This window comes from Roseivirga pacifica, assembly GCF_900111145.1.
GTDB classification, from domain to species: domain Bacteria; phylum Bacteroidota; class Bacteroidia; order Cytophagales; family Cyclobacteriaceae; genus Roseivirga; species Roseivirga pacifica.
In genome coordinates this window covers 144,579-169,038 of sequence record NZ_FOIR01000003.1, presented here as the reverse complement: position 1 = coordinate 169,038, position 24,460 = coordinate 144,579, and the positions used below count along the sequence as shown (strand labels likewise).

Sequence of the window (24,460 nt, the reverse complement as noted above, 5' to 3'; positions counted from 1 at the left end):
TGGTATTTTTTTAATTTACTTTTTTGCCATTTACATAGCTCTCAGATTTTATGAGTTCGCCACGCTCATCGTAATAGTTTCTTGTTCCATTTCCTGCAACTACGGTTTTTTCTTCTATTAAGCTTCCGTTAATGTCGTAGGTAGCTGTAACCTCCATTAGCAACCCGTTCTCCCAAATTTTTATCTGGTTAATTTGTCCGTTCGGGTAGTATTTAGTCCATGTACCATTTGGTCTGTTTTTCTTAAAATACCCCTTTTCATTTTGTTTGCCATTTGGGTAATAGGTAACAAACCCACCCTCTCGTGTTCCATTTACGTACTCACCAATGGTCTTTTTTTGTCCATTTTCAAAGTACTCAGTAGCTCTGCCTGTTTTTAGATTATTGGAATAGTTAATTACTGATTTAACTTGGCCATTTGAGTAATATAGCTTTTGCTGACCCTCAAGGCGTCCACCTTCAAAAAACTCTTTTCTTGAAAGTTGGCCATTTGGATGATAGTATTCCCAGGCACCTTCCTTTTTATAGTTTACTAATTTACCTTTAGATTCTAGGCTCCCATTAAATTCATGATAGGTTCTAGATAGGCCGTCATTGGTATTGAGGGTGTTGTTTAAGGATGCGTTTTCTATTGAAGAAAGGACTTCTGGAATGATTTCGTAAACTGTTCGATAATTACTAGATGTGTAGTATTGGGTCCTTGTGGAACTCACTTCCTTGAAAGAGCCTACAACGGACTTTATGATTTGTGACATGTCGTATTGGCCAGGGCTTAGCTCTTCCAGTTCATCATTAAGGTCCACCTTGTTGTTATAGAAGTCAGCTGTATTGAACCATTCATTTAAATCGTATTCTAAACTTCCATAATGGGTTGTATAGTTAGTCATTTCGAAATACAGGTACTTTTGTTTACTGTCATCATCTTTTGCGCCATCATCCGAAAGAACAAAGTCAGCCTTTTTCTGTGGAAACAGCATACTCAGGTTAGTCCTATTAAGTTTTAATTGAAAGAGGGGTAAGCCAGATTTGTCTTCGAATCCGCTGTTTCTCAATCTTCTATTCAGGTTGGTGTCTTTTACCGAGTTATAGTCAACCAATCTTTGGATTTTTCCTACTTCCAAATAGGGGTTTAGGTAGTCTTTTGTTTGTTCTTTTTTTAGCTCTAATTCGGCAATAACACCATTTCTTGATTTTGATAGTACATAATAAATGTCATCGCTAAACTCTACATATTGTTCGCCAATCCAGAGCAAGTCATTGTTGCCAAAGTAAACATTGCTGTAAGTATTGCCTTGAACAAACCATCCTTCTTCTTTTCCACGGTTGCGGGTTTTATGTTTTACCAAGCGGTTTTCCGAGTTGACTACTGAAGGAGATGTAATGGTTACTTCATCTTTAAAAAGTTGTTTTACCAAGCTTGGGTCGGGTATGGTGTAGATCATATAGTCGTCATTGTTGAAAGCAAATACCGAAACCTCTTTATCGCTTCCAGAAATATTTTCTTTGCGCTTAAATAAATAAGGAGTATTTGGCTTTAGGTTAAGGAACTGGTCCAATTGATTAGAAATGGAAACTGTTAATTCATCCTTATCGATTGAATTTATTTTTTCTCTCTCAATGAGCTTTTGCAGTTTCCGAGTTTGCCCGATTGCCCAGTTATTGCCTACTCCCATGAATGCCCCAAAGTAGCCAGGTTCTTTTGGTTTGTAATATTCCTTTCCGGAAAGTGTGCTTAGTTGTCTTCTATACTCAGCCTTGTTCATATATCCATCTGTGGGTAGCCCCTGAAGCCCACTAGGTGTTTGCCATGTACTCGATTCGTAAAAAGTCTTTTCATAGTCTTCTGTATCCATTCTAAACCAGCCAGTATGCGTGTAGAGAGCAGGAGAGTAGTGGAGTACTGTGTTTCGTTTATTATAGCCAATGTATTCATCGTCTTTATCTCTGGTGCTTCTGAATACCTCTTGCGAGTAAATGACATTCAGTTCATCTTTATCAAAATAGGCCCTTTCAATGTTTTGGAGTACCAGAAGGTGGTCTGCATTACTGTATGGGTCTGCGCTATTTTGCCTAATGGCATAGGTAAAGTCATCCCAAGCATATATGTATTCTAATATGGCCTTCTTTAGTTGGTCAATGTCATCTATATCTCCATATTTTGCCTCAAACTCTTCATCTAAATTGTGGTGGTACCCACTAGCGTATTTTCTAAGCTTGTCACTTGTTGCCTCTACCGATTGTTTGTAGCGTCTAATGTAGTCTTCGTTGGCATTAATGGCTTCTTGCCTTCTGCCTATCCCATCTATAATTATGTTTCCAACAGATTGAAAGGTTTGGGTTATTATCTCCTCTTGAATACGCATGTTTGACTCGTAGTTGGCGAAGCGTTGAGCATCGCTACGAGACATGCCGTAACTTTCATATCTATCAATGGTGTTAAGGTGTGCTGTCATTTGTGCAACTCTGCGCCTTTCTTCTGCCGAAAGCTCCATTTGCTGCATTCGTATTCTGTTTTTTTCTCCACGTTTAATAGCATCAAAAGTGGAGGCTCCTTGTGACTGTCCTTGCTTATTTAGTTTGAGCCCAGTAGGTGTTGTAGTGGAAGGGTCACCGTTGGGAGCAGCCTCTTTGAGTTTTTGTAGCTGATCGCTGTAGTCGGTATCTGTATCAATTTCTGAAAGTTCGGTGTATAGCTCAATTAGTTTGCTATTGTTGTTGGTGTACTCATCCTGTTCAAGCTCCTCTATTTCTTCCTTTATGGATTCAATCCTTTCAGTCGTTTTGGTTTTTTTATCCATTAAAGCCCTAATACTGCTCAGTTCATCGAAGTATTCATTGGTAAGTTTTACATTGTCCAAGCTAACTTCTACTTCCTTAATGTTTTCTGAGCTTACCATTAGGTCGAAAGCATTGTTGAATGTTTTTAGCTCATCACCTTCCAAGTCGTATATGTCCAGAGCTCCTGAAGTAATTCTGTTGAGGTTAACATTGAAGTTGCTGTGTTGTCTATTGTTTCTGCTAGCGAAAACCCGGGCGCTAAAACCTGATCCGATACTTTTTACAGTAATAGGAAAACTAACACCAATAAACTCTTCTGCGTCTTTATAATCATACTTAAAGCTGGTGATTTTAAAGTCGATGATCCCGACCTTAAACCGAATATCGCCTAGGCCAACCTTTTGAATATTGAATTTCAATTTGGCTTCATACTCATAGTAACCACCATTGGCATTTCCGTAGCCAGAAACGGTTTGTGTGAAATCTGCAGTGTTTTGGGCATTTAAACCAACGGTAAATGCCAGGAGCAGTAGTATCAAAAAGCCTTTCATAGAAAATTAAGCTTAAAACCTAAAATGGCAATTGTGTAATTGCACAGTTAAAAGCCTGATCAGATGAGTAGTTTACAAAGTTTATAAAATAAGTGGTTTGAGCAACCTAAACTTGTTAAAAATGAAATAGAAAGATCAAATAGCTTTGTCAAAACACACGCTATTCTCAACTCCCGCATACTGCCCGTAGTTTTCAATAACTTGATAACCACATTTTTTATATAGCGCTATGGCTTCTGGTTGGCGCTTGCCAGTTTCTAGTCTACACTTTTTATAGCCCATTTCTTTTGCCCAAATTTCTAGCCCATTAAGCACTTGGCTTGCCAAGCCTTTGCCTCGCATTGTGGGTAAGGTGTACATGCGTTTTACTTCCATTACACCCTCTTCAAGTTGCTTTATCGCACCACAAGAGGCTGGGGTTTCTTCTATATATGCCACTAAAGCATGCTTTATCATATCAATTTTATTGAACTGATTATAATAGGCGTGGTCGGCACCATCGCGTGCCGCTAAGTCTTTATCAAGTGCCTTTACAAGCGACTGAAAATCAGTGTTTGTGGCGTCTGTTCGTAACAGCTGTATCATCAGAAATGTGCTTTTGAATTCTTTGGTAATTGATTTTAAAAATAGGCTTACCATTTGAATATTTAACAAGGTAACTTCTTACTTATTCACTATCTTAATCTCACCGAATTTTAATCAACTTAACTTACACTATGAAGAGAGTACTTTTGGCTACTTGCGGGCTAATTATGTCTTTTGGTTTGTTTGCTCAAACGGCCAACGAATATTTTTCTCCACTCAAATACCGAAACATAGGCCCTTTTAGAGGAGGTCGTAGCAATATGGCTTCTGGCGTAATTGGCGACCCTTTAACCTACTACATGGGAATTACCGGTGGTGGTGTCTGGAAAACCCAAGATGCCGGCCAAAGCTGGCAAAATATTTCTGATGGCCATTTTAAAACGGGTTCTGTAGGAGCTGTAGCTGTTTCCGAATCGCATACCAATATTGTATATGTGGGCATGGGAGAGCATGCCCCGCGCGGTGTTATGACCTCCTATGGAGACGGTGTATACAAATCGGTAGACTCCGGCAAAACTTGGACGAAGATAGGGCTTGACGCTACCCAGCATATTGCCAGAATTGTGATTCATCCAACCAACCCAGACGTTGTTTTGGTAGCCGCACAAGGGGCGCTCCATGGTCCGAATAAGGAGCGTGGTATCTATAAAACCGTTGATGGAGGGAAAACATGGAAGCAAGTACTCTTTGTAAACGAATCTACTGGAGCAAGCGAGCTTTCTATGGACATGAATGCGCCTAGCACACTTTATGCCACCATGTGGGAGCACGAGCGAAAGCCCTGGAAAGTAATTAGCGGTGGCGAAGGAAGTGGCGTTTACAAAAGTATGGATGGTGGCGATACTTGGAAGAAAATTGAAAATGGCTTGCCAGATGAACTGGGTAAAATGGCTATTTCAGTAAGTAGAGCTAATGCTGAGAAAGTCTATCTATTGATTGAGAGTGACTCTAATAAAGATTTAGGTGGGCTTTTTGTGTCGAATAATGCCGGTGACAGTTGGAGTAGAGTAAGCGATGATAACCGCTTAACGCAACGGGCTTGGTACTACACAGAAGTGTTTGCCGACCCGAACGATGAACATACTGTTTATGTGCTAAGTGCCCCAGCCCTAAGGTCTATTGATGGCGGTAAAAGCTGGGAAACACTTTCAGGAACACATGGCGACTACCACGATTTATGGATCAATCCGCATAACTCAAAAAACATGGTGATCGCCAACGATGGCGGTGCGGCTATTTCTTTTAATAATGGCGCAAGCTGGTCTACACAAGACAACATGCCGACAGCTCAATTCTATCGCATTAGTGCCGACAATCTCTTTCCCTACAATATTTATGGTGGTCAGCAAGACAATACTTCAGTGCGTATTCCTAACATGTCCTTTGGGTATGGCGGTATAAGTGAGAAGGACTGGACAGCCTCAGCCGGTGGCGAAAGTGCATTTTTAGCTTTCGACCCAGATAACCCGCGCTATGTTATGGGCGGAAGCTACCTCGGTACCATTGAGGTGATGGATATGCAGTCTAAAGGCAGCACGCAGGTTATGGCGGCACCTATTCAGTATTTGGGGAGAGAGGCCCGAAATATGAAATACCTCTATAATTGGAATGCACCAATTATCAGATCTCAGCACGAGGAAAATACATTTTACCATGCTGCACAGCTAGTTTTGAGAACCAAAGACATGGGAGTGACATGGGAAGAAGCTAGCCCCGACTTAACCCGGAATATTGACGAAAAACAAGGCAATGGAGGAGGTCCATATACTAATGAGGCCGTAGGTGCCGAAAATTATGGAACGATTGCTTACATGATTGAATCGCGACATGAACAAGGCGTTTTTTGGACGGGTAGTGATGATGGTTTGGTGCATGTAACCAGAGATAACATGGAAACATGGCAAAACGTAACACCAAAAGGGTTAGAGGAATGTTTGGTAAATGCAATTGAAGTTTCTCCTCACGATCCGGCTACGGCTTACATTGCCACTACTCGTTACAAATTCAATGATAAAACTCCGGCTATTTATAAAACCACTAACTATGGTAAAAGCTGGACAAACATAACCGAGGGTATTCCATATGGAGCTTTTACTAGGGTTGTTCGTGAGGATAGGGCCCGTAAAGGGTTGCTCTATTTAGGCACCGAAACTGGTATTTACATCTCTTGGAACGATGGCAAGGAGTGGGAACCATTGCAGCTAAACATGCCGGTTACACCGATTAACGACTTGCTGGTACATCAAGGTGATTTGATTGTAGCAACTTCTGGTCGCTCTTTTTGGGTGCTGGATGATCTGGGCTTGTTAAGCCAATACCAAAAGACGGGGGAGGCTAAACTCTATAAGCCTGAGGACGCTGTTTACGGTAGTTGGAATAGCCCTTTAAATGGAAATAACCCTAATTTTTCCGGATCCACTGACTTTGTTGGGGTTAATCCGGCCAATGGTGTGGTGCTTTATTATGAGTTGCCCAAAGTGGAAGGAGACGTTGAATTAGAAATTTTAAATGCCAATGGCGATTTAGTGAATAAGATAACCTCGAAGAAGCAAGAAGGCTATTTGAGATATGATGGTGGACCAGGAGGTGATCCTAAACTATCTAAAAATGAAGGGCTGAACCGATTTGTTTGGAATACGCGGCACCCAATTATGCCAGGCGTGCCGAATGTTTACATAGAGGCAAGTTATAGCGGTCATAAGGTGTCTCCAGGTACTTATACATTAAGACTGAAAGTGGAAGACCAAGTGCTGGAAACAACCGCCACCATAAAAGAGAACCCACTCTACGAAACTAAACCAGGCCAATATGAAACCTATGATGCTTTTATGACAGAAATGGAAGCAGAGCTCACCAACATGCACAACATGGTGAATCAGTTGTATAGCATTCAAAACCAGTTGAAAGAAATAATAGAAGATTTGGATAACGAGACATTAAAAGCTGAGGGACAAAGCTTGGTAGAAGCGCTTGATGCTTGGGATAAAGACATGGTGCAACGAATGTCTAAAGCATATGACGATGTGGAGAATTTCCCCAACAAATTCACGGCTGAGTATATGTACTTAATCAATCAAACAGAGAGTTCTATTCCGCGGGTTAATCAGTCGTCTAGAGATAGAAAGGCTGAACTGGATGCTCAGTGGGCAGGGTTTAAGGCTAAGGCCGAAGGTTGGCTGAAAAACGAAATTCCTGCCTTTAATCAAAAGCTTTGGAATGCTGGTATCGGGGCGGTTAAGATGAAATAAACAGGTTTTGCGACTAAATGAAACGCCATGCTCATCACTGATGAGCATGGCGTTTTTTTCTATTAAAAGGAGCGAGATCGAATAACCAATTATTCTTTAAAACTTTCTCTACTCCTCCAGAAAGCGTTCTATGTCTTTCATATGGCCATAAAGTACCATGATCTCGCCTTTGTTAAGCACTGTTTTAGGCGAGGCAATTCCTTTGATTTTGTTTACCTTTTTGTTTACGCCTAACATGTTTTTGCCTTCTTCGATAGACATGGTAGTGAGCACGATTAGATTATAATGTTGGTGGAAGCCAATATCAATTAGCGATTTACCAATCAGCCTTTCAGGCACTGTGGCTTCTACAATACTGTATTCTCCTGTAAGCTCAAAAGAGTCTACCACGCAGTCAATGTTCAGCCTTTTTGCCCAGCGGGTGGCTGTTTCTTGCTCTGGGTGCACTATTTCGTCCACTTGCATGGCTTCTAAAACAGTTTGGTGTAGTGGGGTAATTGCCCGACTGATGAGCTTTTTAACACCTATCTTTTTCATTAAAGCGGTAGACATAAGGTTTGCACCTTCATCTTCGCCAATACAAATCATTACGGCATCAGCATCTTTTAGTGGTAGCTGTTTCACGGCATGTTCATCCGTACTGTCTAGGCAAATGGAGTGAGTGATTGTTTCCTTCACCATTTCTACCTTTCCCATATTGCGGTCTACACCTATTACTTCATGGCCAATTTTGGTGAGCTCTTCTGCAAGCGAAGCACCAAAGTTACCTAGTCCGATGATCACGTATTTCATATTGGTTAATTTATGGAGATTTCTTCAGTAGGGTACCTGTAGGCCAAATGATTTACCCTTTTTAATATGGCTATGAGAATGGTGAGCATACTAACCCTACCTATAAACATGGTGCCGATAATTACTAATTTACTGGCCGCACTTAAGTCGGCTGTTATGCCCAAACTTAGGCCTGATGTGCTATAAGCCGAAAAACATTCGAAAGCGATGGACATCAGCGTCATTTCATCTTCAAAATAAGAGATGAGGAATATGGCCGCCCCAATAACTACTAGGGATAAAGAGATGATGGCAAATGCCCTTCTAACAGAGTATTGGCCCACCTCTCTATTGAAAACTTCGATTCTATCTTTACCACGGGCTACACTCAAGTAGTTGAGAGTGGCTACAGCAATAGTGCTGGTTTTAATACCACCGCCTGTAGAGCCTGGCGAAGCCCCAATCCACATCAATAGCATTACCAGCATAATGGTAGGAAATGCCATGGCCGCAGTGTCAATGGAATTGAAACCAGCAGTTCGTGGGGTGGCGGCTCCAAAAAATGCGGTAACTACTTTACCGAAAAAATTGTGCTCGCCAAGAGTGTTGTCGTACTCAAACAGCAAGAACATGCCTGTTGCCGATACCAAAAGAATAATGGTGGTAATTAGCACAATTCGGGTGTTAATATTTACCACCCAAGGCACATGGATTTTTCTTCTTTCTTTATTGAAAGCAAAAATTCGGTTTTTCAATATGTGCTTAAAGTAGTTGTATGAATTGAAGATGATTGGAAAGCCTAATCCACCAATAATAAATAGACCGCTGACGATCAGGTGAAGCGGGTAATTAAATCGGAAACCTACCTGATAAAGGCTGTTTGATAGTGTGGAAAAACCAGCATTACAAAAGGCCGAAATACTATGGAATATGGCAAAAAATGTGCGGTCCGTTCCTGATTCGAACAAGGCTTTGTCTAGACTGAAATAGATAAAGATGGCGCCAAGTGCTTCTATTAAAAAGGTGAGTATGATGATTTTTTTTAGGGTAGAGAATACATCAGCAATACGCTCAGTATTGGTCATTTCCTGCAATTGCAGTTGGTTTTCGTAGCTGGCACCACCTCTAAAGAAGTAGCTGAAATAGCTAGTGAAAGTCATAATGCCCAACCCACCAATTTGAATAAGAACAATGATAATGGTTTGCCCAAATACGGTAAAGTACTGCCCTGTGTCAACTACTGCCAAGCCTGTTACACAAACTGCACTAGTGGCAGTAAAAAGGGCGTTCATAAAGGAGATGCCTTCGTGCGTAGCCCTAGGAAGCATAAGCAGCAAGGCACCTGAAATAATGATGACCGAAAAACTCAGTACAAATAGCTGTGCCGGATTTAAAAAACGCCTGTTAATATCGATTTGTAGGGTAGAAAACTCACGGATAAAGAGTAGGAAGAGCGTGCTGTATATTACGTTCCAGTGCTGGAAAAAATCTACATCCCAATGGCCGGTAAGGTTAAACAGTACAAGGCTGGTTATGGCTAACAATAACAGATCGTAAGGCCAAGCTTTTACTTTTGGCCGCTGCTTTTTTAGCGAGTACCGGAGTACCATGGACGCTATACCGGTGTATAGCGCAACTTTGTAAACCTCGTTTAGTATGTGCTGCGATTGGTTGCTTTGATCGAAACCGAAATCGTAAATGATAGTGAAAATACTGATCAGGCTTATCCAGAAAGGAATTTTCGATATCGCCTTTGGTAGAGATTTTCTTAATTCAGGATTATTGTATTGCAGTTTTATCTGCCCAATAATTTTCTTTAACTGCATATATGCAAACCAGCATTGATGTTGCGGGTAAGTTAAGGCTTATTTTAATCATCCGATAGCGAAATTGGTTATTGCTTGCCAATGCCAACCTTAAGACTATTTATAATGCTCTTTTACGGTTTTGCTAAAGAAGAATATTCCGATTGCCTTGGCGTTTGTTATGCCTGCATGTATCATAGATGCATGCATAATGGCCTTTTTCTCTATTTCTTTAAAGTGCGGAGCTTCTAAAGAAATGAGCATAATGGCAAGAGGGATAGCGAGTAAAAGCAAGAGCTTTCGTTTTAAGCTAAATGTTTTGTGATAACTGATGTGCGACATGTTGATTTTGAGTTTTTGACCTGATGCAAATCTGGCGCTATTCGCAAGATTTAACCATCGGTTATCGGTCAATCAACGCTGGCTATCGGTAAATTACCCAGCCTCTAGGCGAATTCGAAATAGGTCGTATGTCGCTCAAAGCCAATCTTTTCATAAATGCCAATGCCGTCTTCAGTGGCTTGTAGTACTACATTGTGATAGCCTTGGCGTTTGGACTTGTTTAGTGCTGTGGTCATTAAGGCAGAGCCAACGCCTTTTCCTCTGAATTTCTCTAAAGTGCAAAGACCGTAAATACCTACCGTTTCTGTATCGGTAGGAAAGAGTTCAACCGAACCTGCGGGCTCGCCATTTATGTAAGCGACAAAGAGTGTGATGTTGGCTGAACCAAGTAAGTAATGGTTGGCCGTTTGTTTATAGAACTTCACAACGTTTTTATCGGCAGGTGTCCAGTTGGCGGCAACCACATTTGCATACTCTTCAAGCTGAGATTTGCTGCCAACCTCGGCAAAAGTAAGATCCTTATCGATTGAGTTTAGTTCATAGTTGGCCAAGTTCAAAGACATGCCAACCTCTTCGTTTTGTTTACTTAGCCCAATAGATGTAATTGTGTTTTTGAGCTCAGCAGTAAGGTTCTCTTGGTTAATCCAAAGGCAATAATCCCAGTTTTTTTCACGATAACATCCCACTAAATACTCCAGGGCAGATGCTGGTAAACTTTGATGGTTATGAATATGGATGATATTGAAAGTGTCGCAAGAAAAACCTGTTTTTACGTAAGAAAAGTGGTCGGTTTTGCCCACCTGCATATTTGGGGTTAATTGTGGAATAAGCGTGGCGTGCAAGCCGAAGTTTTGGTCTATATGTTCAATCATAGGTGAAAAAGTAAAAGTGAGACCTAAAATAAACCCACCATCATCACCCAGGTGTTACGGTTACTGTTCCGTTTAAGTCAAGCCTTCTTTAATATAATAAAATGTCGGTTTTTAGAAAGTCTATATGTTCAGGTCTATCACTATTTCAAGTGTTGTTTTGTTGTTTAATTAGTTGATTGTAAGTGGGTTATTGTGCTAAAAAGTTTTTGAAAGTGTTTCCCCAATTGTTGTTTTCATTATTGTTAGCAGCTCCATTATCATTCAAAAGTGCATTTTGGTCTCCACTGTTTTTGTTCCAAAGCCAAGCTAGGGTAGAGGTGTTTGTGGTTTGAGCTGCAGTTAAAAAGTGGTCAACTTGCATTAAACCACTTGCATTTATTACGCCAACTTCTCCAAAAACTATCGCAAAGCCTTCGCTCTTCAATGCGTTAATTCTGTCAGTTATTTCCTCTGTGGACTGATCGATTAGCCACTTCTCATATGCATGCAAATCGAATAGTAGGTTATGCTGGTCATTGAGCAGCTTGTTGCCTTCTGCTAAAATTGCATCTTCGGCTTGCCCTTGCTCGTTGCCCGGCACCAGAATAACATTGTAGAAACCGCTTACGCTTCTAAGGTTAGTCACCATATCCTTCATGTCGCTGAGCCAGAGGCTATGGGTATAGCCATGCTGGTTGTTCCAGCTGTATGGCTCGTTCCATACTTCGATCCAAACATCTGGTTGATCTCTAAAATGTGCGGCAATTGCGCGCATTTTAGTTTTGTATTCACTGTAAAAGGACTGTTCGCTAGGGTTTAAACCTGTAAACAGGGTTTGTTCACCTGCCTCATTTACCCAGCCGAAGGGGCATAAAATCGTGACTTTTCCATTAGCTCTGTTCTGGTCTACTATTTTCTGCAAGCCGTGATACCAGTTGCCATTCGATGCTAAAATGGCGTCTTCTTCAATTGGTTGCTCTCTTAGGTTGCCTATAAACTCTCTTACTATTTCAATTCCCCATTCATTCATGATTGCTGGGTCGGATAGGCCAAAGGTTTGGAGTGCATTTACTCCATTATACGTAACTGGGGAGCCGTTGTAGGTTATTTCGCCTTGTTCAATAAGAAAGGGTGTCTCAGGAAAGGCGTCTTCCGCAGGGCTGGGGCTTTCCTGTTTACAACCAATAACAAGTAGTGCTATTACTAAGTAGGTGAAAAATAAACGCATCAACTTTTAGCTTTCGGTTATTATACACCCTTTCTCAATATTTACCTATTTATGCCTGTTCACCACTTTGCTTAATAATTAGCCTTTTAATGAGTGGCCTGCGAAATATAAAACGTGTTACAGAAAGCTTGTAGTAGTCGTACAGAATTACAATGAGTAACACCAAACTTATAAATAGGAAAGTAGCGTTGCCTACTTTATAGTAAAACACTCCGGATGTTATGCCACCTGCCATATAAGAAAACATAATGGCCAAAAGTAGTTTTGTCTTTTGCCTTACTGCGCGGTCTTCTCGGTATTCTTTTTTGGTAAGCATAGAAAACAGAATGCCCAAATCGGTGGTAAGCCCAGTAAGGTGAGTGGTTTTAACTGCCGAGTTAGAAATGCTTGCCGTAAGCCCGTTTTGCAGTCCCATAGCGAACAACATAGTACCCACTAGAATTTCCGTTTCCTGCAGTGTATCCGAATAGTAGAATTGCAGATATGCTCCTACAAATAATAGCGCACAGATTTCTAGAATTACCGGAATGGCATGCGCCATATATTGCCCGGTGCTGTTTTTACTATGAATGATCAGGTAATTGGAAGTGAAATTTCCGATCAAGAAAAGAGAGATCCAGATAAACACAACAACGGCTTGGTACCAGTTTCCCTTGGCTATTTCTTGTGCCAGAATGGCGTAATGACCAGTTACGTTTGATGTGAAAGCGAAAAACACGATAACCGATATTACATTTACCATTCCGGCAGAAAAGGCCGTAAGCGAACCAAGTTTTATGTTGTCCGAAAAGCTTCTATGGTTGCTGTATTTCCTGAGCATATTTTTCTGTTCTTTTTCTCTTGAAGGTCAGTTTCACAATTCCTCTCACTTGTAAATCGGAATGAAAGTGAATAACCAAACTGTCTTTTGTAATCTCTTGAATCTCGTAGTCCTCAAGCGTTTTGTTGTTATGAATAAGCTCTAGGATGTTTCCGCGACCTTTTACATTCCAAGCGAGCGATTCTTTCACCTTTTCGCCATCATAAAATATTAGGCTGCCATCGTCATTAAATTCCCAAGTTTCAGACTGATGGATGACTAGGTTTTTGGTGATTTCCTGCTTTTGTTTTTCGTCTATTTCAAAGCTCGACCCGCCTTTGTGGTTTACTTTTTCGTATTTCCACGATACCTCTTCCCAGCTGCCAACAATTAGTTTGTCGGGCGCCAAAAAACGAGACTTTGTGCTAGCCAATAGCACAAGTGTTAGCAGAAATACTATGTATAAGTATTTGATATTCATACTTAAATGGTGGGGTGGGAGGTAAAGAAGATATCTGATACTTGCTTGGTAACTCTAAAGCTGTTTTCAAAAGCGGTAGAGTAGTCCATAAGCGTTATCGCTGGCTGGCATTGCTTTAAAAGTGGGCTTGGGTTAAAGCTATTTTCGCCTTCAAAACTTAGAGGAAAACCTTCTGGTACAAAAATCTCTTCAATACCGAGCTTCTGTACATAATCATTTAAATAGGAGCGATTTGTAGTGGTAATGAGGTCTACAATAATTCGCTTAATTCTTTTGGTATACTTGTTCTCAATCAGATTAATAGCTTCTAGAAACTCTACCGTTTGCAGTTTTTGCAATTCTCTAGCCTTGGAGAAAAACAGCATATCGGTAATGGAATGGTTGGGCAGCTGATAACCATGCACAAGAATGATTTCCAAGACCTCATCATTAGAAATTTCTATGGCTTCGCGAACCAAGTTCAACGACTTTACTGAAAAGTCGGTGGGTAGCATAATCTTTTTGGCTTCCATTTATTTTACTTTGATACAAAAGTAGATGGGGGCTGTTAGAGCCGTTTAATAGCCAAATTGGAATGGTATTAGAGTTTTTGGGCTCAGATTAGAATGCTGTTAAAATTTATAATTACCTATTGGTAAAGTTATCTGAACTGTGGTGCCCTCGTTTTCGGTTGAGTTTACAATCAACTCGCCTTCGTGTAGCCTCACAATATTTCGGGTCAGCGGCAAACCAATTCCATAGCCTTCGTAATTGCCCGTGTTCGATGCCCTAAAGTATGGGTCGTAAATGTATTGAATCTCATCCTTGGGAATTCCAATGCCCGAGTCTCTTACTACAATAATTACCTTGGAGTCCGAAGCGCCAAGCGCCACTTCTACTGGGGCTTCGTCAGAATATTTACAGCCATTCACTATAATGTTGGTGAGGGCTAAATGCAACAGCTGCTCGTTTCCTTTTACCTTCAATTTGGTTGGGTCTTCTGGTAAAAGTGAAAAGTCGAAAGTGATCTTGAATGCCGGATTGATCTTCTCAACTGTTTCCTTTACATCCAGAATGAGTTGATCAACACGTACTTTATCGAACTTTTGGGTTTTACCATTAAAGCCGGTTTGGGCAAGAAGCAATAATGCTTTTGTCTTCTTATCAAGCTTTTCGGCTTCGTTGAAAATATGGTTGAGCGACTTTACGTACTCCTCTGCCGAGCGTGGTTTGGAAAGCGCAAAATCTGCTTCACCAATTATGGTTGTTAGTGGGGTGTTCAGCTCGTGCGAAGCATTACTAATAAAGTTCTTCTGTGTCTCAAAAGAGGTTTCGAGCCTGGTGAGCATATCGTTAAATGTTAGCACCAGTTTACCAATCGAATCGTCCTTCTCGGGCGTTTCGAGCCTTAAGTGAAGGTTTTCGGTACTGATCTTTTTTACCTCTTTTATAATGTTCTGAATTGGGCGAATAAGTGTTCTCGATAGAATGAGTGAAACCACCACAATAAGCATGGTAGCGTATAATAATGAGGTAACCAACAAGTTACGTAGGTAAGCTACATGGTGAGTGTAGAAGTAGTTTTCGGCCGATACCACAACTATATACTCATCGCCACGCAAAGTTTCGTAGCGAATACCTGAATACAAAATGCTCTTTTCGTTAAAACTGGCAGCGCTGGTTTGCATCACCTTGTTCAGAAAATCATCGGGTAGGGGCTGAGTGCCCGATTTGAAAATGAGTTTGTCTTGCTGATCGATTATGTAGATGTACTCTTGCTGGTTGGGCAGTTTCTCCAAAAACTCTTGTCGCATTTCTTTAATACTCGAAACATCTTCTGGGCGCTCTAATTGAATTTTGGCAGTTGTTGCAGCCCTAATTTCGAGTCTTTTATAAAAGTCTTCGAACGAGTAATTCGAAATGGAGTAATAGATAAAACCTGAAAACAGTAAGGTGTAAATCACCAGTACTGTTATCAGGATGTAAATTATTTTGTATTGAATTTTCATTTGCCTTTTCTCAAAACATAGCCCATGCCTATTACTGTATGAATTACCCGCTCTTGTCCGTGTGCTTCCAGTTTCTTTCTCAGGTAGTTCACATAAACATCAACCACGTTGGTGCCAATGTCAAAGTTGATTCCCCATACTTCATCAAGCAGTTCTGTTCGGGCGATTACTCGGCCAGGGTTCTTCATAAACATGTAGAGTAACCTGTATTCGGTAGAGGTTAACGACACTTCACGATTTGCCCGCATTACAACTTTTGAGTAGTCATCAAGCGAGATGTCTTCAAAAGCAAGGCTGTTGGTATTGTTTTTCGGGCTTTCCGAATAATCTGCACGCCTTAAAAGGTTGCGGATTCTGGCTTTTAGCTCAATGAGTTTGAATGGTTTGGAAAGATAATCGTCAGCACCACTGTCTAGCCCTAAAGCTACGTTTTCGGGGCTGCCAAGGGCTGTAAGCATCAGTATTGGTGTTTCCGATTTATTCGATTGTCGAATATTCTTACATACTTCCAACCCGTTCATTTCGGGCAGCAGAATATCTAGAATAACTAAGTTAAAGTCATTGTTATCTAAGGCTTTAAGTCCACTTTTGCCATCGCTAGCATGCGATATGGCATAGCCTTCTTCTTCAAGCCCTTTTTTAATAAGATCGGCTACATTTTGCTCGTCTTCTATTACAAGTATATTAAACATGTGTAGGTACAAATATACGGTAGAAAGTTAGTTTACGACTTAGCGCCTCAAAATGAGACGCTAATAGATTAGAATTCAATTAGAGTTTTTAATGCTTGGGCGATTTCCTGCCTTTTGGTTCCCAAATAAGCCGAATAAACGAGCTTAGGCGTTCGCTTTCTTTGCTAATGGGAATACCCGCTACAATGCCCACCATTAAGTCGTGCGCAATGCTTACTCTCATTTGAGGGCGCATAACCATTTGAAAATCATTGTTGTAAATGGTTTTGTTGAATTCTATTCCTACAAAATTTCTTGTGTTAGGAATCATGTAGTGAATGTTGGTATTGATGTCGTAACTGGTGTGCGCCTGGCTGTGCTCGTAGGTGTACTCAACCATGGGTCCAGTATAAATCAAAGTATGAAAGTTGTGTCCCCAGCGTTTAGCTACAACCAAAAAAGGGTTGAACGCATTGGCCGTAATTAATGGTCGCCCAAAGCTGCCGAAGTCGGAAAGCACAAATTCGTTGATGTAACCAAAAGCCATGGAGGTGGCTGCTTTTTCGTTCACCATAAAAGTCCATTGGGCGGCTACCTTTAGGCTTTCTAGCTTATTGGCCGGTTGCTGTAAGTCGCTTGCAGGGCTTACGGTAGAGTAAAAGGTAAACGGCAATTCAACCTCTAGCCCAAGCCGGTTTACAGGTGCCCATTCATACTCTACTAGAAATTCGTAGTTATCGTAGTTCAGCTTATCTGTAAGCCCGAAGCCAACATTCCATTCTTTCTCTCCTTTTCTAGCGCCTAAATCCCTAATGAGGTCAATGTAGAGTGGCTCTGCATGCAAAACCTTAGGTGGTAATTTGGCTGTGTCTTGTGATGTTTTTTCCGTTTGTGCATTCAGTGTATTCACCAATGCGCATGCTGCTACAAGCAACATAAGTATTTTGTTGTTCATGAAATTTTAAAAAGATGGTTAGAAATAATTCCTCCGAAAAATCGAAGTGTGATGGGAAGCATTAAGCTTCTGGTGGTGGGGAGAAAATAGAGATGAATCGGTCGGTTTGAAAAAACCGGTAGGGATGATAAATAAGCTTATTTATCCCTGTATGAGTGTTTGCTTCAATTAGGCTGTTTTGTGCGTATATGTTCAAGTCAAGGCTCTTACTACTTGTTTTGCTGTTCTCATCTTGGTCGGCATCTTCATGCTCATCAATAGCGTCTTCAAAACCCAGAAAGGTTTCGAGCACGAGCTCAACAATACTTTCCTGATCGTTTATGGCCAGGTTTTCCATAGTACCCTTTGGGGTAGAATCGGGGGTATCAATAGACAAGTTAAAAAGAACAAGTGCCATGGCTCCCCAAAGGCCTTTAAAACAACTACTTCTACTAATCTTATAGACCATTTTGCCTCATGTCAAAATTTGGGGAGCATGTCACTCAAGGTGTTAAACCCTTTCATGTCAACAACAATACAAAACACGGATATTAGGGCTTTAATTGATATGTTTTTGGATTAGAATGGAGTTAGAATTTATGGCTTAAGGGAAAGAAAAGAGCGAGGTTCCTCGAAATATCTTTTATCGAATCAGTCCATAGGTTAAATTTCTTTACACACTATTTGGTTAATAACTGATATTCAAGGAAACAACGCTCTTTTGGAGAGAGTGTTTTTATTTATAACCGTAACAAAGGAATGGTTTTGGCCTCAATAGGCCTAAAAAAGGGGATTAGAATGTTATTAGAATAGCATTAAAAGATGTTCTAACAGCCTTTTTCTGGTGTGCAAGCATCGCCATCAATCACCTCAATTTGTGGTTGGTCTGCTTGCCATTCGGCAAAGGCTTTGTCGAGGGTGTCTTTGAATACAGCAGTTTCTTGTGCGCCAGAAATACCGTATTTACGGTTAAATACAAAGAAAGGAACCCCTCTTACACCAATCTGCTGAGCTTCTTTAATATCAGTTTGCACGTGCTCGCTATAAGTGTCAGATTCAAGCACTTCTTTGGTCACATCGGCATCAATGCCAAGTTCGGCACCAATAGCAATTAGGGTAGGGGTATCGTCAATATTTTTGGCTTCGGTAAAGTATGCCTTCAACAGGCGCTCTTTCATTTCGTCTTGCTTGTTGTAGCGCTTAGCCAAATGAATAAGTCGGTGAGCCTTAAAGGTGTTTGCGATTACGGCATGCTCCAAATCGTAAGTTAGCCCAACGCCAGCAGCTACTTGCGTTACATTGCTTACCATTTGTTCGGCTTCAGTAATACCTACACCATATTTTTTTGAAAGGTATTGGGCATTGGTTTGCTCGGTATTTGTAACCGTAGTTGGATCCAACTGAAAGCTTTTCCACTCAATTTCTACTTTCTCTTTTTGTTCAAGTTGCTCAAGTGCAGCTTCAAATCTTCTCTTGCCAATGTAACACCAAGGGCAAACCACATCACTCCAAATTTCTACTTTCATAGGGCTTATTTATAAAAATCAATGTAGATACATTAATGGAGCAAAACTAGTTCAAAATTCATCAACTCTTTAAGTGCCGGAGCTGCTGCTCGTTTATGCATTCGATTGAAATTGAGGCTTTTTGAGATAAATGTAAAAAATACGGTACTGCTATTTAGATTTGTTCTAAATAGTTTTTGTAATATGTTTTTCTACTCTACATTTGCTGCTGTTTAAAACGAGTCTAAATAAAAAGTAGCACGTTTACAATGCAATTGTGAGAGGGGGAATCAGTCTAACATTATTGTTTTTGAGCTTATATTCTTTTGCTCAAAATTCATCAAAAGCCGTAGTAGCGGGCAAGGTTGTAGCCGCTAATGGCGAGGCACTAGCAGGGGTTACCGTAATGCTCCAGAATACTTCGCATGGAGCCATAACCAACGATAAGGGTGAATACGAAATCAACAGTGTTGCAGAAGGGTCTTATACTTTGGTTGCACGTTTTTTAGGCTTCGAAACTTTCGAAGAATCTATTACCGTATCGGGTTCCGAGAAACTTTCGATTAATATAACCCTTAAAGATGCGAGCCTAGAACTTGGCGCGGTGGAAGTGGTAGGCAAGTCTGAAAGCCAACTGCTTAGAGAGCAACCTTATGCAGTGGCGGCCATCAGAACCAAGTCGCTTTATAACAGTTCGGCCAATGCCAAAGAAGTCCTCAATAGGGTGTCGGGTGTGCGTGTTATGGAAGAGGGCGGACTAGGGTCGAACTTGAAGTTTACGCTAAATGGCTTTTCTGGAGATCAGGTTAAATTCTTTCTAGATGGTATTCCGATGGATAACTTCGGTTCATCGCTTAGCCTAAACAACATTCCTGTAAATACTATTGACCGGATAGAGGTTTACAAAGGTGTAGTGCCTGTTTGGTTGGGTACCGATGCACTTGGTGGTGCGGTAAACATTATTACCAATAAGAAGAATAACTTTTTAGACGCCTCATACTCAATTGGTTCATTCAACACGCATAGGGTGTCAATAAATGGTGCTAATACAAATGCCGAAACCGGATTTACATTTAGAGGAAATGCTAACTACAACTACTCTGATAATAATTACAAGGTTTTCGTGCCGATTAGAGAGAATAACAATATTGTTGATTCGGCTAATGTAGAACGCTTTCACGACAGGTACCGCTCGGGTACTGTAAAGCTTGAGGCGGGGTTTGTAGACAAGTCTTTTGCCGACAATTTATTGCTTGGCATTATCGCTTCGGCCAACGATCAGCAGGTGCAAACAGGCGCTACCATGAACACCGTATATGGTGGCATTGTGCGCAATAGCGAGTCGATAATTCCTTCGTTAAAGTGGAACAAGGAAAACGTTTTTGTAGAAGGGTTGAATATGAGTTTCTTCAATTCTTACAGCAACATTAAAAGCGAAGTGATTGATACACTGCGCGGTGTTACCTACAACTGGCTGGGCGATACAACTTACACTCCGGGTTCCAATAATGGTGAGCTTTCTCGTACCTACACTACCTTGACAGACAACGAGTTTAGCAGTCAATTCAATGCCGGCTATACCATTAATACAAAGCATTCGCTGGCATTTAACTACGCTTATTCATACTTCCATAGAGAGGCTTTTGATACGGAAAACCCTGATAATGTAGAGAACCAATTCCCGAAATCGATTAGGAAACAAGTTATAGGCTTGGCTTATAAGTTGGATGTGAGCCCTAAATGGAGTACCACATTTTTTGGTAAAGCTTATTTGTTGAAGGCAGAAACTAGCAAGCAGTTCGACTTTGGCCAAACTACCCAACGCACAGAAGCGGTTACCTCTAATAAAGACAATTTTGGCTACGGTGTGGCCAGTACCTACTTTCTGCTTTCAGACCTGCAGTTGAAGGCTTCTTACGAGCACACTTATCGCATGCCGTGGGCGAACGAAATTTTTGGAGACGGATTATTCACACAAGACAACCCAGACCTTGGTCCTGAGCAAAGCGATAACTTGAACGTTGGTGCGGCTTATGGTTTTAGAATGCAGCAAGACCATCAGTTTAATGTTGAGGGAAGCTTTATTTATCGCGAAGCGAAAGACCTCATTTATCAGGTAGTGAAAGTTTCAAGTCCGGTTACTAATTACGATAACTTGGCTGAGACGCGTGTATTGGGTGTAGAAGCTAGCGCCAGTTACGAGTGGAAGAATTTATTGAGACTGGGAGGGAACATTACCTACCAAAATATTACCGATCAGGCCGATTCTATTTATAATGAATCGTACACCAACACGGGCTATCAAAAGAATTTTCAGAAGGGCTTTAGGTTGCCGAATACCCCTTACTTTTTTGCCAATGCCAATGCCGGAGTAACATTTCCGGAAGTAGTAGGCAGTGGTTCAACCTTAAACTTCAATTACTACTTCAGCTTTGTTGAGCAATACTTTTTAAGCTGGGCAGAGTTGGGGTCAAGGGATTCTAAGAAGGTGATTCCAAGGCAAACTTCTCACGATGTAGAGCTTTCACTAAGCTTGAATGAGGGCAAGTACAATGTTTCTGTGGAATGCCGAAACTTGGCTAGTGCAAGGCTTTACGATAGATATTATTTACAAAAACCGGGGCGTGCTTTTTATCTAAAGCTAAGATTCGCCCTATAAACCGATTATAAACTAAACGATTACCTAGACATGTTTTCTAAAACATTATTCAAAAAATACGCGCTGCCGGTAGTTGCACTGTTTGCGCTTTCAGTTACTGCTTGCGAAGAGTCTGACGATACTAATCCTGATGATTCAACTCTTGAGCATCCGTTTGTAGTTTCAATGGCTGTTCAGGGTAGCGACAACACATTTACCTATTATACTGTGCCGTTTGAGGATGTAATGACAGGTTCTCTTTCTGCATTGGGCGAAGGTATTGAGCAACCAGGTTACTACGATTTTACTCAGATTGATGAGACCATTTTTAGTATTGGTGGGCTTGACGATGTAAACGTTGTAGGGATTAACTATAGTGGAGGTGAATTGACCCAAATTGGTGATGTTTCTTTCACAAACAGTATTTCTGATATTGTAGAAGCAGATGACAACAGCTTAGTAGCGGTAGAAATGTCTTCTGATTCTGATGTGGTTACTTTCCACAGAGTGGATCTCAACTCAGTAAGTGTTATCGAAACAGTGAATAACCCTACTTCTGACCTTACTGATGAGCTCGGTACTTCTTATGCAGGTATGAGAGTGAGCAATGGTCACCTTTATTTGGCTTACTACGTAAGTAGCCCCGATACTTGGGAAACACCATTTACAGATCAAGCTGAAGTGGCTGTTTACTCTTACCCAGAATTCGAATTCGAAGGTATTATGACTGATGATCGTGTTGGACCAGTTGGTGGTTTCAACGTGAAATCTGGTTTAATCAGTGATGAGAATGGAGACGTTTACGCTGTTTCTCACACCAACCCAGCTAATGGATACAGCCAGTCTACTCAGCCTGCTGGTATCTTGAAGATTAACGCGGGTGAAACTGAATTTGATGAAGATTACTTCTTGTCTTTTGATGAGGTTGCTGAAGGAAAAACCGCTGCTCACCTGGTTTACTTGGGTAACGGAAAAGCTTTTGCCGAATTCAACATGGATGCTCGTGAAGAGCAAGCAAGATGGTCAGATGGCCCACTTCAATCGGCAATCATTGATTTGAACAACCAAACTGTTGAGTTTATTACCGACATTCCTCAGCACGCTGGTGATGGCCGTAGATTAGCCTTATTGCAAGATGGTAATACACTTTACAGATGTATTCCTGAAGACAACGGAATCTACATTTACAAAATTGACTTGAACACATTGACAGCTACAAAAGGAGCTTTGGTAGAAGCTAACTTCGTAGCGGGAATCTTCAGATTCTAAATTACTAACCGTCATTTGGGAGTACATAATCACTTCTGAATGACGGTTTTTCTTTCACCTTACTACATCAACCCCTATACTAAATGAAAAACAAGCAGCGTAAGTCTTCCAACAAAAGTGCTCTTAGACGTTTTAACGACTGGATTCACCTGTGGCTAGGGCTTATTTCGGGTATTATAGTTTTTATTGTAAGCATTACCGGCTGTATTTATGTTTTTCAGCAAGACATTAAAGATGCCGTGGAGCCATGGCGTTTTGTAGAAGCGCAAAACACGGCTTTTGTTCCTCCTAGCCAATTGCTAGATACCGCGCAGTTGCACATGCCAGGCGCAACCGCAACAGGGCTTACTTATAGTAATGCCGAAGGCGCTGCGGCTGTTGGTTTTTCTTCTATGATTGATGGAAAGAGAAGTTTTACGGCTGTTTTTATGAATCCCTACACCGGAGAATTTCTGTACAAACAACAAACTATTGGTGAGGGTACTTTCGACTTTTTCCGTTTTATTATCGATGGCCACAGAGCCCTTTGGATGCCCTATGAAATTGGCAGGCCTGTAGTTGGCGTAGGTACACTCATTTTTGTGGTGCTGCTTATTACTGGCTTGGTTATGTGGTGGCCAAAGAATACCCGCAAATCTTCGCTCAGAAAGAGCTTTAAAATTAAATGGAACGGGAGTTTTAAACGAGTGAATTATGATTTACATAATGTGCTTGGCTTCTACAGTTTATTGCTTGCTTTAGTACTGGCTATTACCGGTTTGGTATATAGTTTTGAATGGGTTGGCGATGGTATTTACTACTTGGCTTCGGGAGGTGAAGAAAGACCGGGACACAGCCATCCGCATTCTAATTTAGATAATATGAATATGGCCGTGAGCGATAGCATTCCGCTAATCGATCAGGCTTGGTACAAAACTTTGGAGGTACAACCAACTGCTGCTGGTTGGTACATGTCGCCAACACTTGCCGATGATGATGACGTGTACGAAGTACTTGCTTACTTAAACGATGGTTCTTGGTATAACCAAAATGTCTATTACTACGATCGGTATACTTTAGAGCCTTATCGTTGGCCAGGCGACCGCTTTTCTGAGGCAGGTTTGGCTGACAAACTAATGATGCTCAACTACGATATGCACATTGGTGTAGCACTTGGTTTACCGGGTAAAATACTGGCCTTTTTTATCAGTTTAATTTGTGCCAGTTTACCAATTACAGGTTTCCTTGTGTGGTGGAATAAAAAGAAGAAACCTAAGAAATCTGATAAGCCAGCAGCTTCAGGCAATCAAAACGCAAAGGGTAAGATTAGCAGGCCTAAAGTGGTTAAAAGTAACGCTGCTATTGCCTAACTAGGCTTTTATAAGTTTTGCCAAGCAGAATTGTCTCTCAACCAATTCACCCGATTTACTTTTAACTTGTTCGGTGTGCTCGGTTATATCTACTGAGTTGAAAGCTGATGTTGCTACTAACTGACTTAAATCTTCAGGTGAGTATAGTGTGAATTTGTCTCCAACAAAAGGTAGATTTTTCATGAAACTCTTTTTGGCAAAAACTATCGTTAAGATGCCTTCTGGCTTCATTACTCGGTGAATTTCATTTAGAAGCTTTGCTGGTTCCGCCCAAAAGTAAAGCGTATTTACTGTAAACACTTTGCGAAATGTGTTTCCCTCGAATGGAATATCTGTTCCATTATACAGACCAAAAGTTGCCTTTTTAGCTTCTGCATGACTTTGGTTCTTTTGCTTAGCTTCCGAAGACATGGTTTCAGAAATTTCAAGTCCAGTGTACACCAGTGCTTCGGCTTTTCCTAAAAGGTAGGGGAGGTGGGCACAGTTGCCATGTCCTAGTTCTAATACCTGTTCATTGCTTTTTAGTGCCAGTGCGTCAATGGCGCACTTTGTCATGCCAAAGTTCGTTTCGTGCATCAAACTGGCCATTTCAATACCTTTTGCACCACTTGGACACCCCAGTTGGCTTTCAATTGCTTTTAAATCTTCAGGACTTAGTTCTTCCATAT

Annotated in this window: 20 protein-coding genes; 4 read left to right on the top strand and 16 right to left on the bottom strand. The window is 41.1% G+C overall.

From position 1 onward, the window contains the following. Positions 1–10: 10 nt before the first annotated feature. Complete coding sequence (locus BMW98_RS15895) at positions 11–3,328, bottom strand: toxin-antitoxin system YwqK family antitoxin (protein WP_090259720.1); 3,318 nt, start codon at positions 3,326–3,328, stop codon at positions 11–13. Between the two features lie 135 nt (positions 3,329–3,463). Further along, on the bottom strand, positions 3,464–3,913 hold the full coding sequence (locus BMW98_RS15890) for a GNAT family N-acetyltransferase (RefSeq protein WP_170836524.1): 450 nt from the start codon (positions 3,911–3,913) through the stop codon (positions 3,464–3,466). A 131-nt stretch (positions 3,914–4,044) separates the two neighbouring features. On the opposite strand from BMW98_RS15890, the gene BMW98_RS15885 reads away from it, so the two are divergent. Continuing rightward, positions 4,045–7,161 (top strand): VPS10 domain-containing protein, encoded by a 3,117-nt coding sequence (locus BMW98_RS15885; protein ID WP_090259718.1) that lies wholly within the window; start codon positions 4,045–4,047, stop codon positions 7,159–7,161. Positions 7,162–7,269: 108 nt separating this feature from the next. On the opposite strand, the gene BMW98_RS15880 is transcribed toward BMW98_RS15885, so the two are convergent. The 13 genes from BMW98_RS15880 to BMW98_RS15820 all read right to left on the bottom strand — a co-directional run bounded on the left by BMW98_RS15880 (position 7,270) and on the right by BMW98_RS15820 (position 18,557). Then, a complete protein-coding gene (locus BMW98_RS15880; RefSeq protein ID WP_090259715.1) occupies positions 7,270–7,953 on the bottom strand; it encodes a potassium channel family protein in 684 nt (227 codons plus the stop codon). A 5-nt stretch (positions 7,954–7,958) separates the two neighbouring features. Beyond that, on the bottom strand, positions 7,959–9,758 hold the full coding sequence (locus BMW98_RS15875) for a TrkH family potassium uptake protein (protein ID WP_090259714.1): 1,800 nt from the start codon (positions 9,756–9,758) through the stop codon (positions 7,959–7,961). Between the two features lie 96 nt (positions 9,759–9,854). Next, positions 9,855–10,079 carry a hypothetical protein gene (locus BMW98_RS15870; protein ID WP_090259712.1) on the bottom strand — a complete coding sequence of 75 codons (225 nt, stop codon included), beginning with the start codon at positions 10,077–10,079 and terminating at the stop codon, positions 9,855–9,857. 104 nt (positions 10,080–10,183) lie between these two features. After that, entirely contained in the window at positions 10,184–10,951 is a 768-nt protein-coding gene (locus BMW98_RS15865; protein WP_090259710.1) for a GNAT family N-acetyltransferase, read from the bottom strand. 187 nt (positions 10,952–11,138) lie between these two features. Continuing rightward, complete coding sequence (locus tag BMW98_RS15860; protein WP_222843670.1) at positions 11,139–12,158, bottom strand: cellulase family glycosylhydrolase; 1,020 nt, start codon at positions 12,156–12,158, stop codon at positions 11,139–11,141. A 49-nt stretch (positions 12,159–12,207) separates the two neighbouring features. Then, complete coding sequence (locus tag BMW98_RS15855) at positions 12,208–12,978, bottom strand: YoaK family protein (RefSeq protein ID WP_090259708.1); 771 nt, start codon at positions 12,976–12,978, stop codon at positions 12,208–12,210. Continuing rightward, entirely contained in the window at positions 12,953–13,438 is a 486-nt protein-coding gene (locus BMW98_RS15850) for a lipocalin-like domain-containing protein (protein WP_090259706.1), read from the bottom strand. The genes BMW98_RS15855 and BMW98_RS15850 overlap by 26 nt, the downstream gene beginning before the upstream one ends. Positions 13,439–13,440: 2 nt before the next feature. After that, the gene (locus BMW98_RS15845; RefSeq protein WP_090259704.1) at positions 13,441–13,950 is read right to left on the bottom strand and encodes a universal stress protein; all 510 of its coding nucleotides are present in this window, start codon (positions 13,948–13,950) and stop codon (positions 13,441–13,443) included. 99 nt (positions 13,951–14,049) lie between these two features. Continuing rightward, complete coding sequence (locus BMW98_RS15840) at positions 14,050–15,426, bottom strand: HAMP domain-containing sensor histidine kinase (protein ID WP_090259702.1); 1,377 nt, start codon at positions 15,424–15,426, stop codon at positions 14,050–14,052. Then, positions 15,423–16,118 (bottom strand): response regulator transcription factor, encoded by a 696-nt coding sequence (locus tag BMW98_RS15835; RefSeq protein ID WP_090259701.1) that lies wholly within the window; start codon positions 16,116–16,118, stop codon positions 15,423–15,425. The genes BMW98_RS15840 and BMW98_RS15835 overlap by 4 nt, the downstream gene beginning before the upstream one ends. 88 nt (positions 16,119–16,206) lie before the next feature. Beyond that, positions 16,207–17,052: an HAEPLYID family protein gene (locus tag BMW98_RS15830; RefSeq protein ID WP_090259699.1), complete on the bottom strand. Its 846-nt coding sequence runs from the start codon at positions 17,050–17,052 to the stop codon at positions 16,207–16,209. Between the two features lie 61 nt (positions 17,053–17,113). Further along, positions 17,114–17,449: a hypothetical protein gene (locus tag BMW98_RS15825; protein ID WP_162844591.1), complete on the bottom strand. Its 336-nt coding sequence runs from the start codon at positions 17,447–17,449 to the stop codon at positions 17,114–17,116. A gap of 409 nt (positions 17,450–17,858) precedes the next feature. Then, entirely contained in the window at positions 17,859–18,557 is a 699-nt protein-coding gene (locus BMW98_RS15820) for a DsbA family oxidoreductase (RefSeq protein ID WP_090259696.1), read from the bottom strand. A gap of 289 nt (positions 18,558–18,846) precedes the next feature. On the opposite strand from BMW98_RS15820, the gene BMW98_RS15815 reads away from it, so the two are divergent. The 3 genes from BMW98_RS15815 to BMW98_RS15805 all read left to right on the top strand — a co-directional run bounded on the left by BMW98_RS15815 (position 18,847) and on the right by BMW98_RS15805 (position 23,792). Beyond that, a complete protein-coding gene (locus BMW98_RS15815) occupies positions 18,847–21,195 on the top strand; it encodes a TonB-dependent receptor (protein WP_245733619.1) in 2,349 nt (782 codons plus the stop codon). Between the two features lie 30 nt (positions 21,196–21,225). Next, complete coding sequence (locus tag BMW98_RS15810; RefSeq protein WP_090259692.1) at positions 21,226–22,443, top strand: DUF4374 domain-containing protein; 1,218 nt, start codon at positions 21,226–21,228, stop codon at positions 22,441–22,443. 83 nt (positions 22,444–22,526) lie between these two features. After that, positions 22,527–23,792: a PepSY-associated TM helix domain-containing protein gene (locus tag BMW98_RS15805; protein ID WP_090259690.1), complete on the top strand. Its 1,266-nt coding sequence runs from the start codon at positions 22,527–22,529 to the stop codon at positions 23,790–23,792. Here BMW98_RS15805 and BMW98_RS15800 read toward each other — a convergent pair whose 3' ends face one another. Beyond that, positions 23,793–24,458: a class I SAM-dependent methyltransferase gene (locus tag BMW98_RS15800; protein WP_090259687.1), complete on the bottom strand. Its 666-nt coding sequence runs from the start codon at positions 24,456–24,458 to the stop codon at positions 23,793–23,795. It abuts the gene before it with no gap. Positions 24,459–24,460: the final 2 nt, after the last annotated feature.

Coding starts and splice junctions, on each gene's coding strand:
- BMW98_RS15895 (WP_090259720.1), bottom strand. CDS start 3,328: ATGAAAGGCTTTTTGATACTACTGCTCCTGGCATTTACCGTTGGTTTA.
- BMW98_RS15890 (WP_170836524.1), bottom strand. CDS start 3,913: ATGATACAGCTGTTACGAACAGACGCCACAAACACTGATTTTCAGTCG.
- BMW98_RS15885 (WP_090259718.1), top strand. CDS start 4,045: ATGAAGAGAGTACTTTTGGCTACTTGCGGGCTAATTATGTCTTTTGGT.
- BMW98_RS15880 (WP_090259715.1), bottom strand. CDS start 7,953: ATGAAATACGTGATCATCGGACTAGGTAACTTTGGTGCTTCGCTTGCA.
- BMW98_RS15875 (WP_090259714.1), bottom strand. CDS start 9,758: ATGCAGTTAAAGAAAATTATTGGGCAGATAAAACTGCAATACAATAAT.
- BMW98_RS15870 (WP_090259712.1), bottom strand. CDS start 10,079: ATGTCGCACATCAGTTATCACAAAACATTTAGCTTAAAACGAAAGCTC.
- BMW98_RS15865 (WP_090259710.1), bottom strand. CDS start 10,951: ATGATTGAACATATAGACCAAAACTTCGGCTTGCACGCCACGCTTATT.
- BMW98_RS15860 (WP_222843670.1), bottom strand. CDS start 12,158: ATGCGTTTATTTTTCACCTACTTAGTAATAGCACTACTTGTTATTGGT.
- BMW98_RS15855 (WP_090259708.1), bottom strand. CDS start 12,978: ATGCTCAGGAAATACAGCAACCATAGAAGCTTTTCGGACAACATAAAA.
- BMW98_RS15850 (WP_090259706.1), bottom strand. CDS start 13,438: ATGAATATCAAATACTTATACATAGTATTTCTGCTAACACTTGTGCTA.
- BMW98_RS15845 (WP_090259704.1), bottom strand. CDS start 13,950: ATGGAAGCCAAAAAGATTATGCTACCCACCGACTTTTCAGTAAAGTCG.
- BMW98_RS15840 (WP_090259702.1), bottom strand. CDS start 15,426: ATGAAAATTCAATACAAAATAATTTACATCCTGATAACAGTACTGGTG.
- BMW98_RS15835 (WP_090259701.1), bottom strand. CDS start 16,118: ATGTTTAATATACTTGTAATAGAAGACGAGCAAAATGTAGCCGATCTT.
- BMW98_RS15830 (WP_090259699.1), bottom strand. CDS start 17,052: ATGAACAACAAAATACTTATGTTGCTTGTAGCAGCATGCGCATTGGTG.
- BMW98_RS15825 (WP_162844591.1), bottom strand. CDS start 17,449: ATGGCACTTGTTCTTTTTAACTTGTCTATTGATACCCCCGATTCTACC.
- BMW98_RS15820 (WP_090259696.1), bottom strand. CDS start 18,557: ATGAAAGTAGAAATTTGGAGTGATGTGGTTTGCCCTTGGTGTTACATT.
- BMW98_RS15810 (WP_090259692.1), top strand. CDS start 21,226: ATGTTTTCTAAAACATTATTCAAAAAATACGCGCTGCCGGTAGTTGCA.
- BMW98_RS15805 (WP_090259690.1), top strand. CDS start 22,527: ATGAAAAACAAGCAGCGTAAGTCTTCCAACAAAAGTGCTCTTAGACGT.
- BMW98_RS15800 (WP_090259687.1), bottom strand. CDS start 24,458: ATGGAAGAACTAAGTCCTGAAGATTTAAAAGCAATTGAAAGCCAACTG.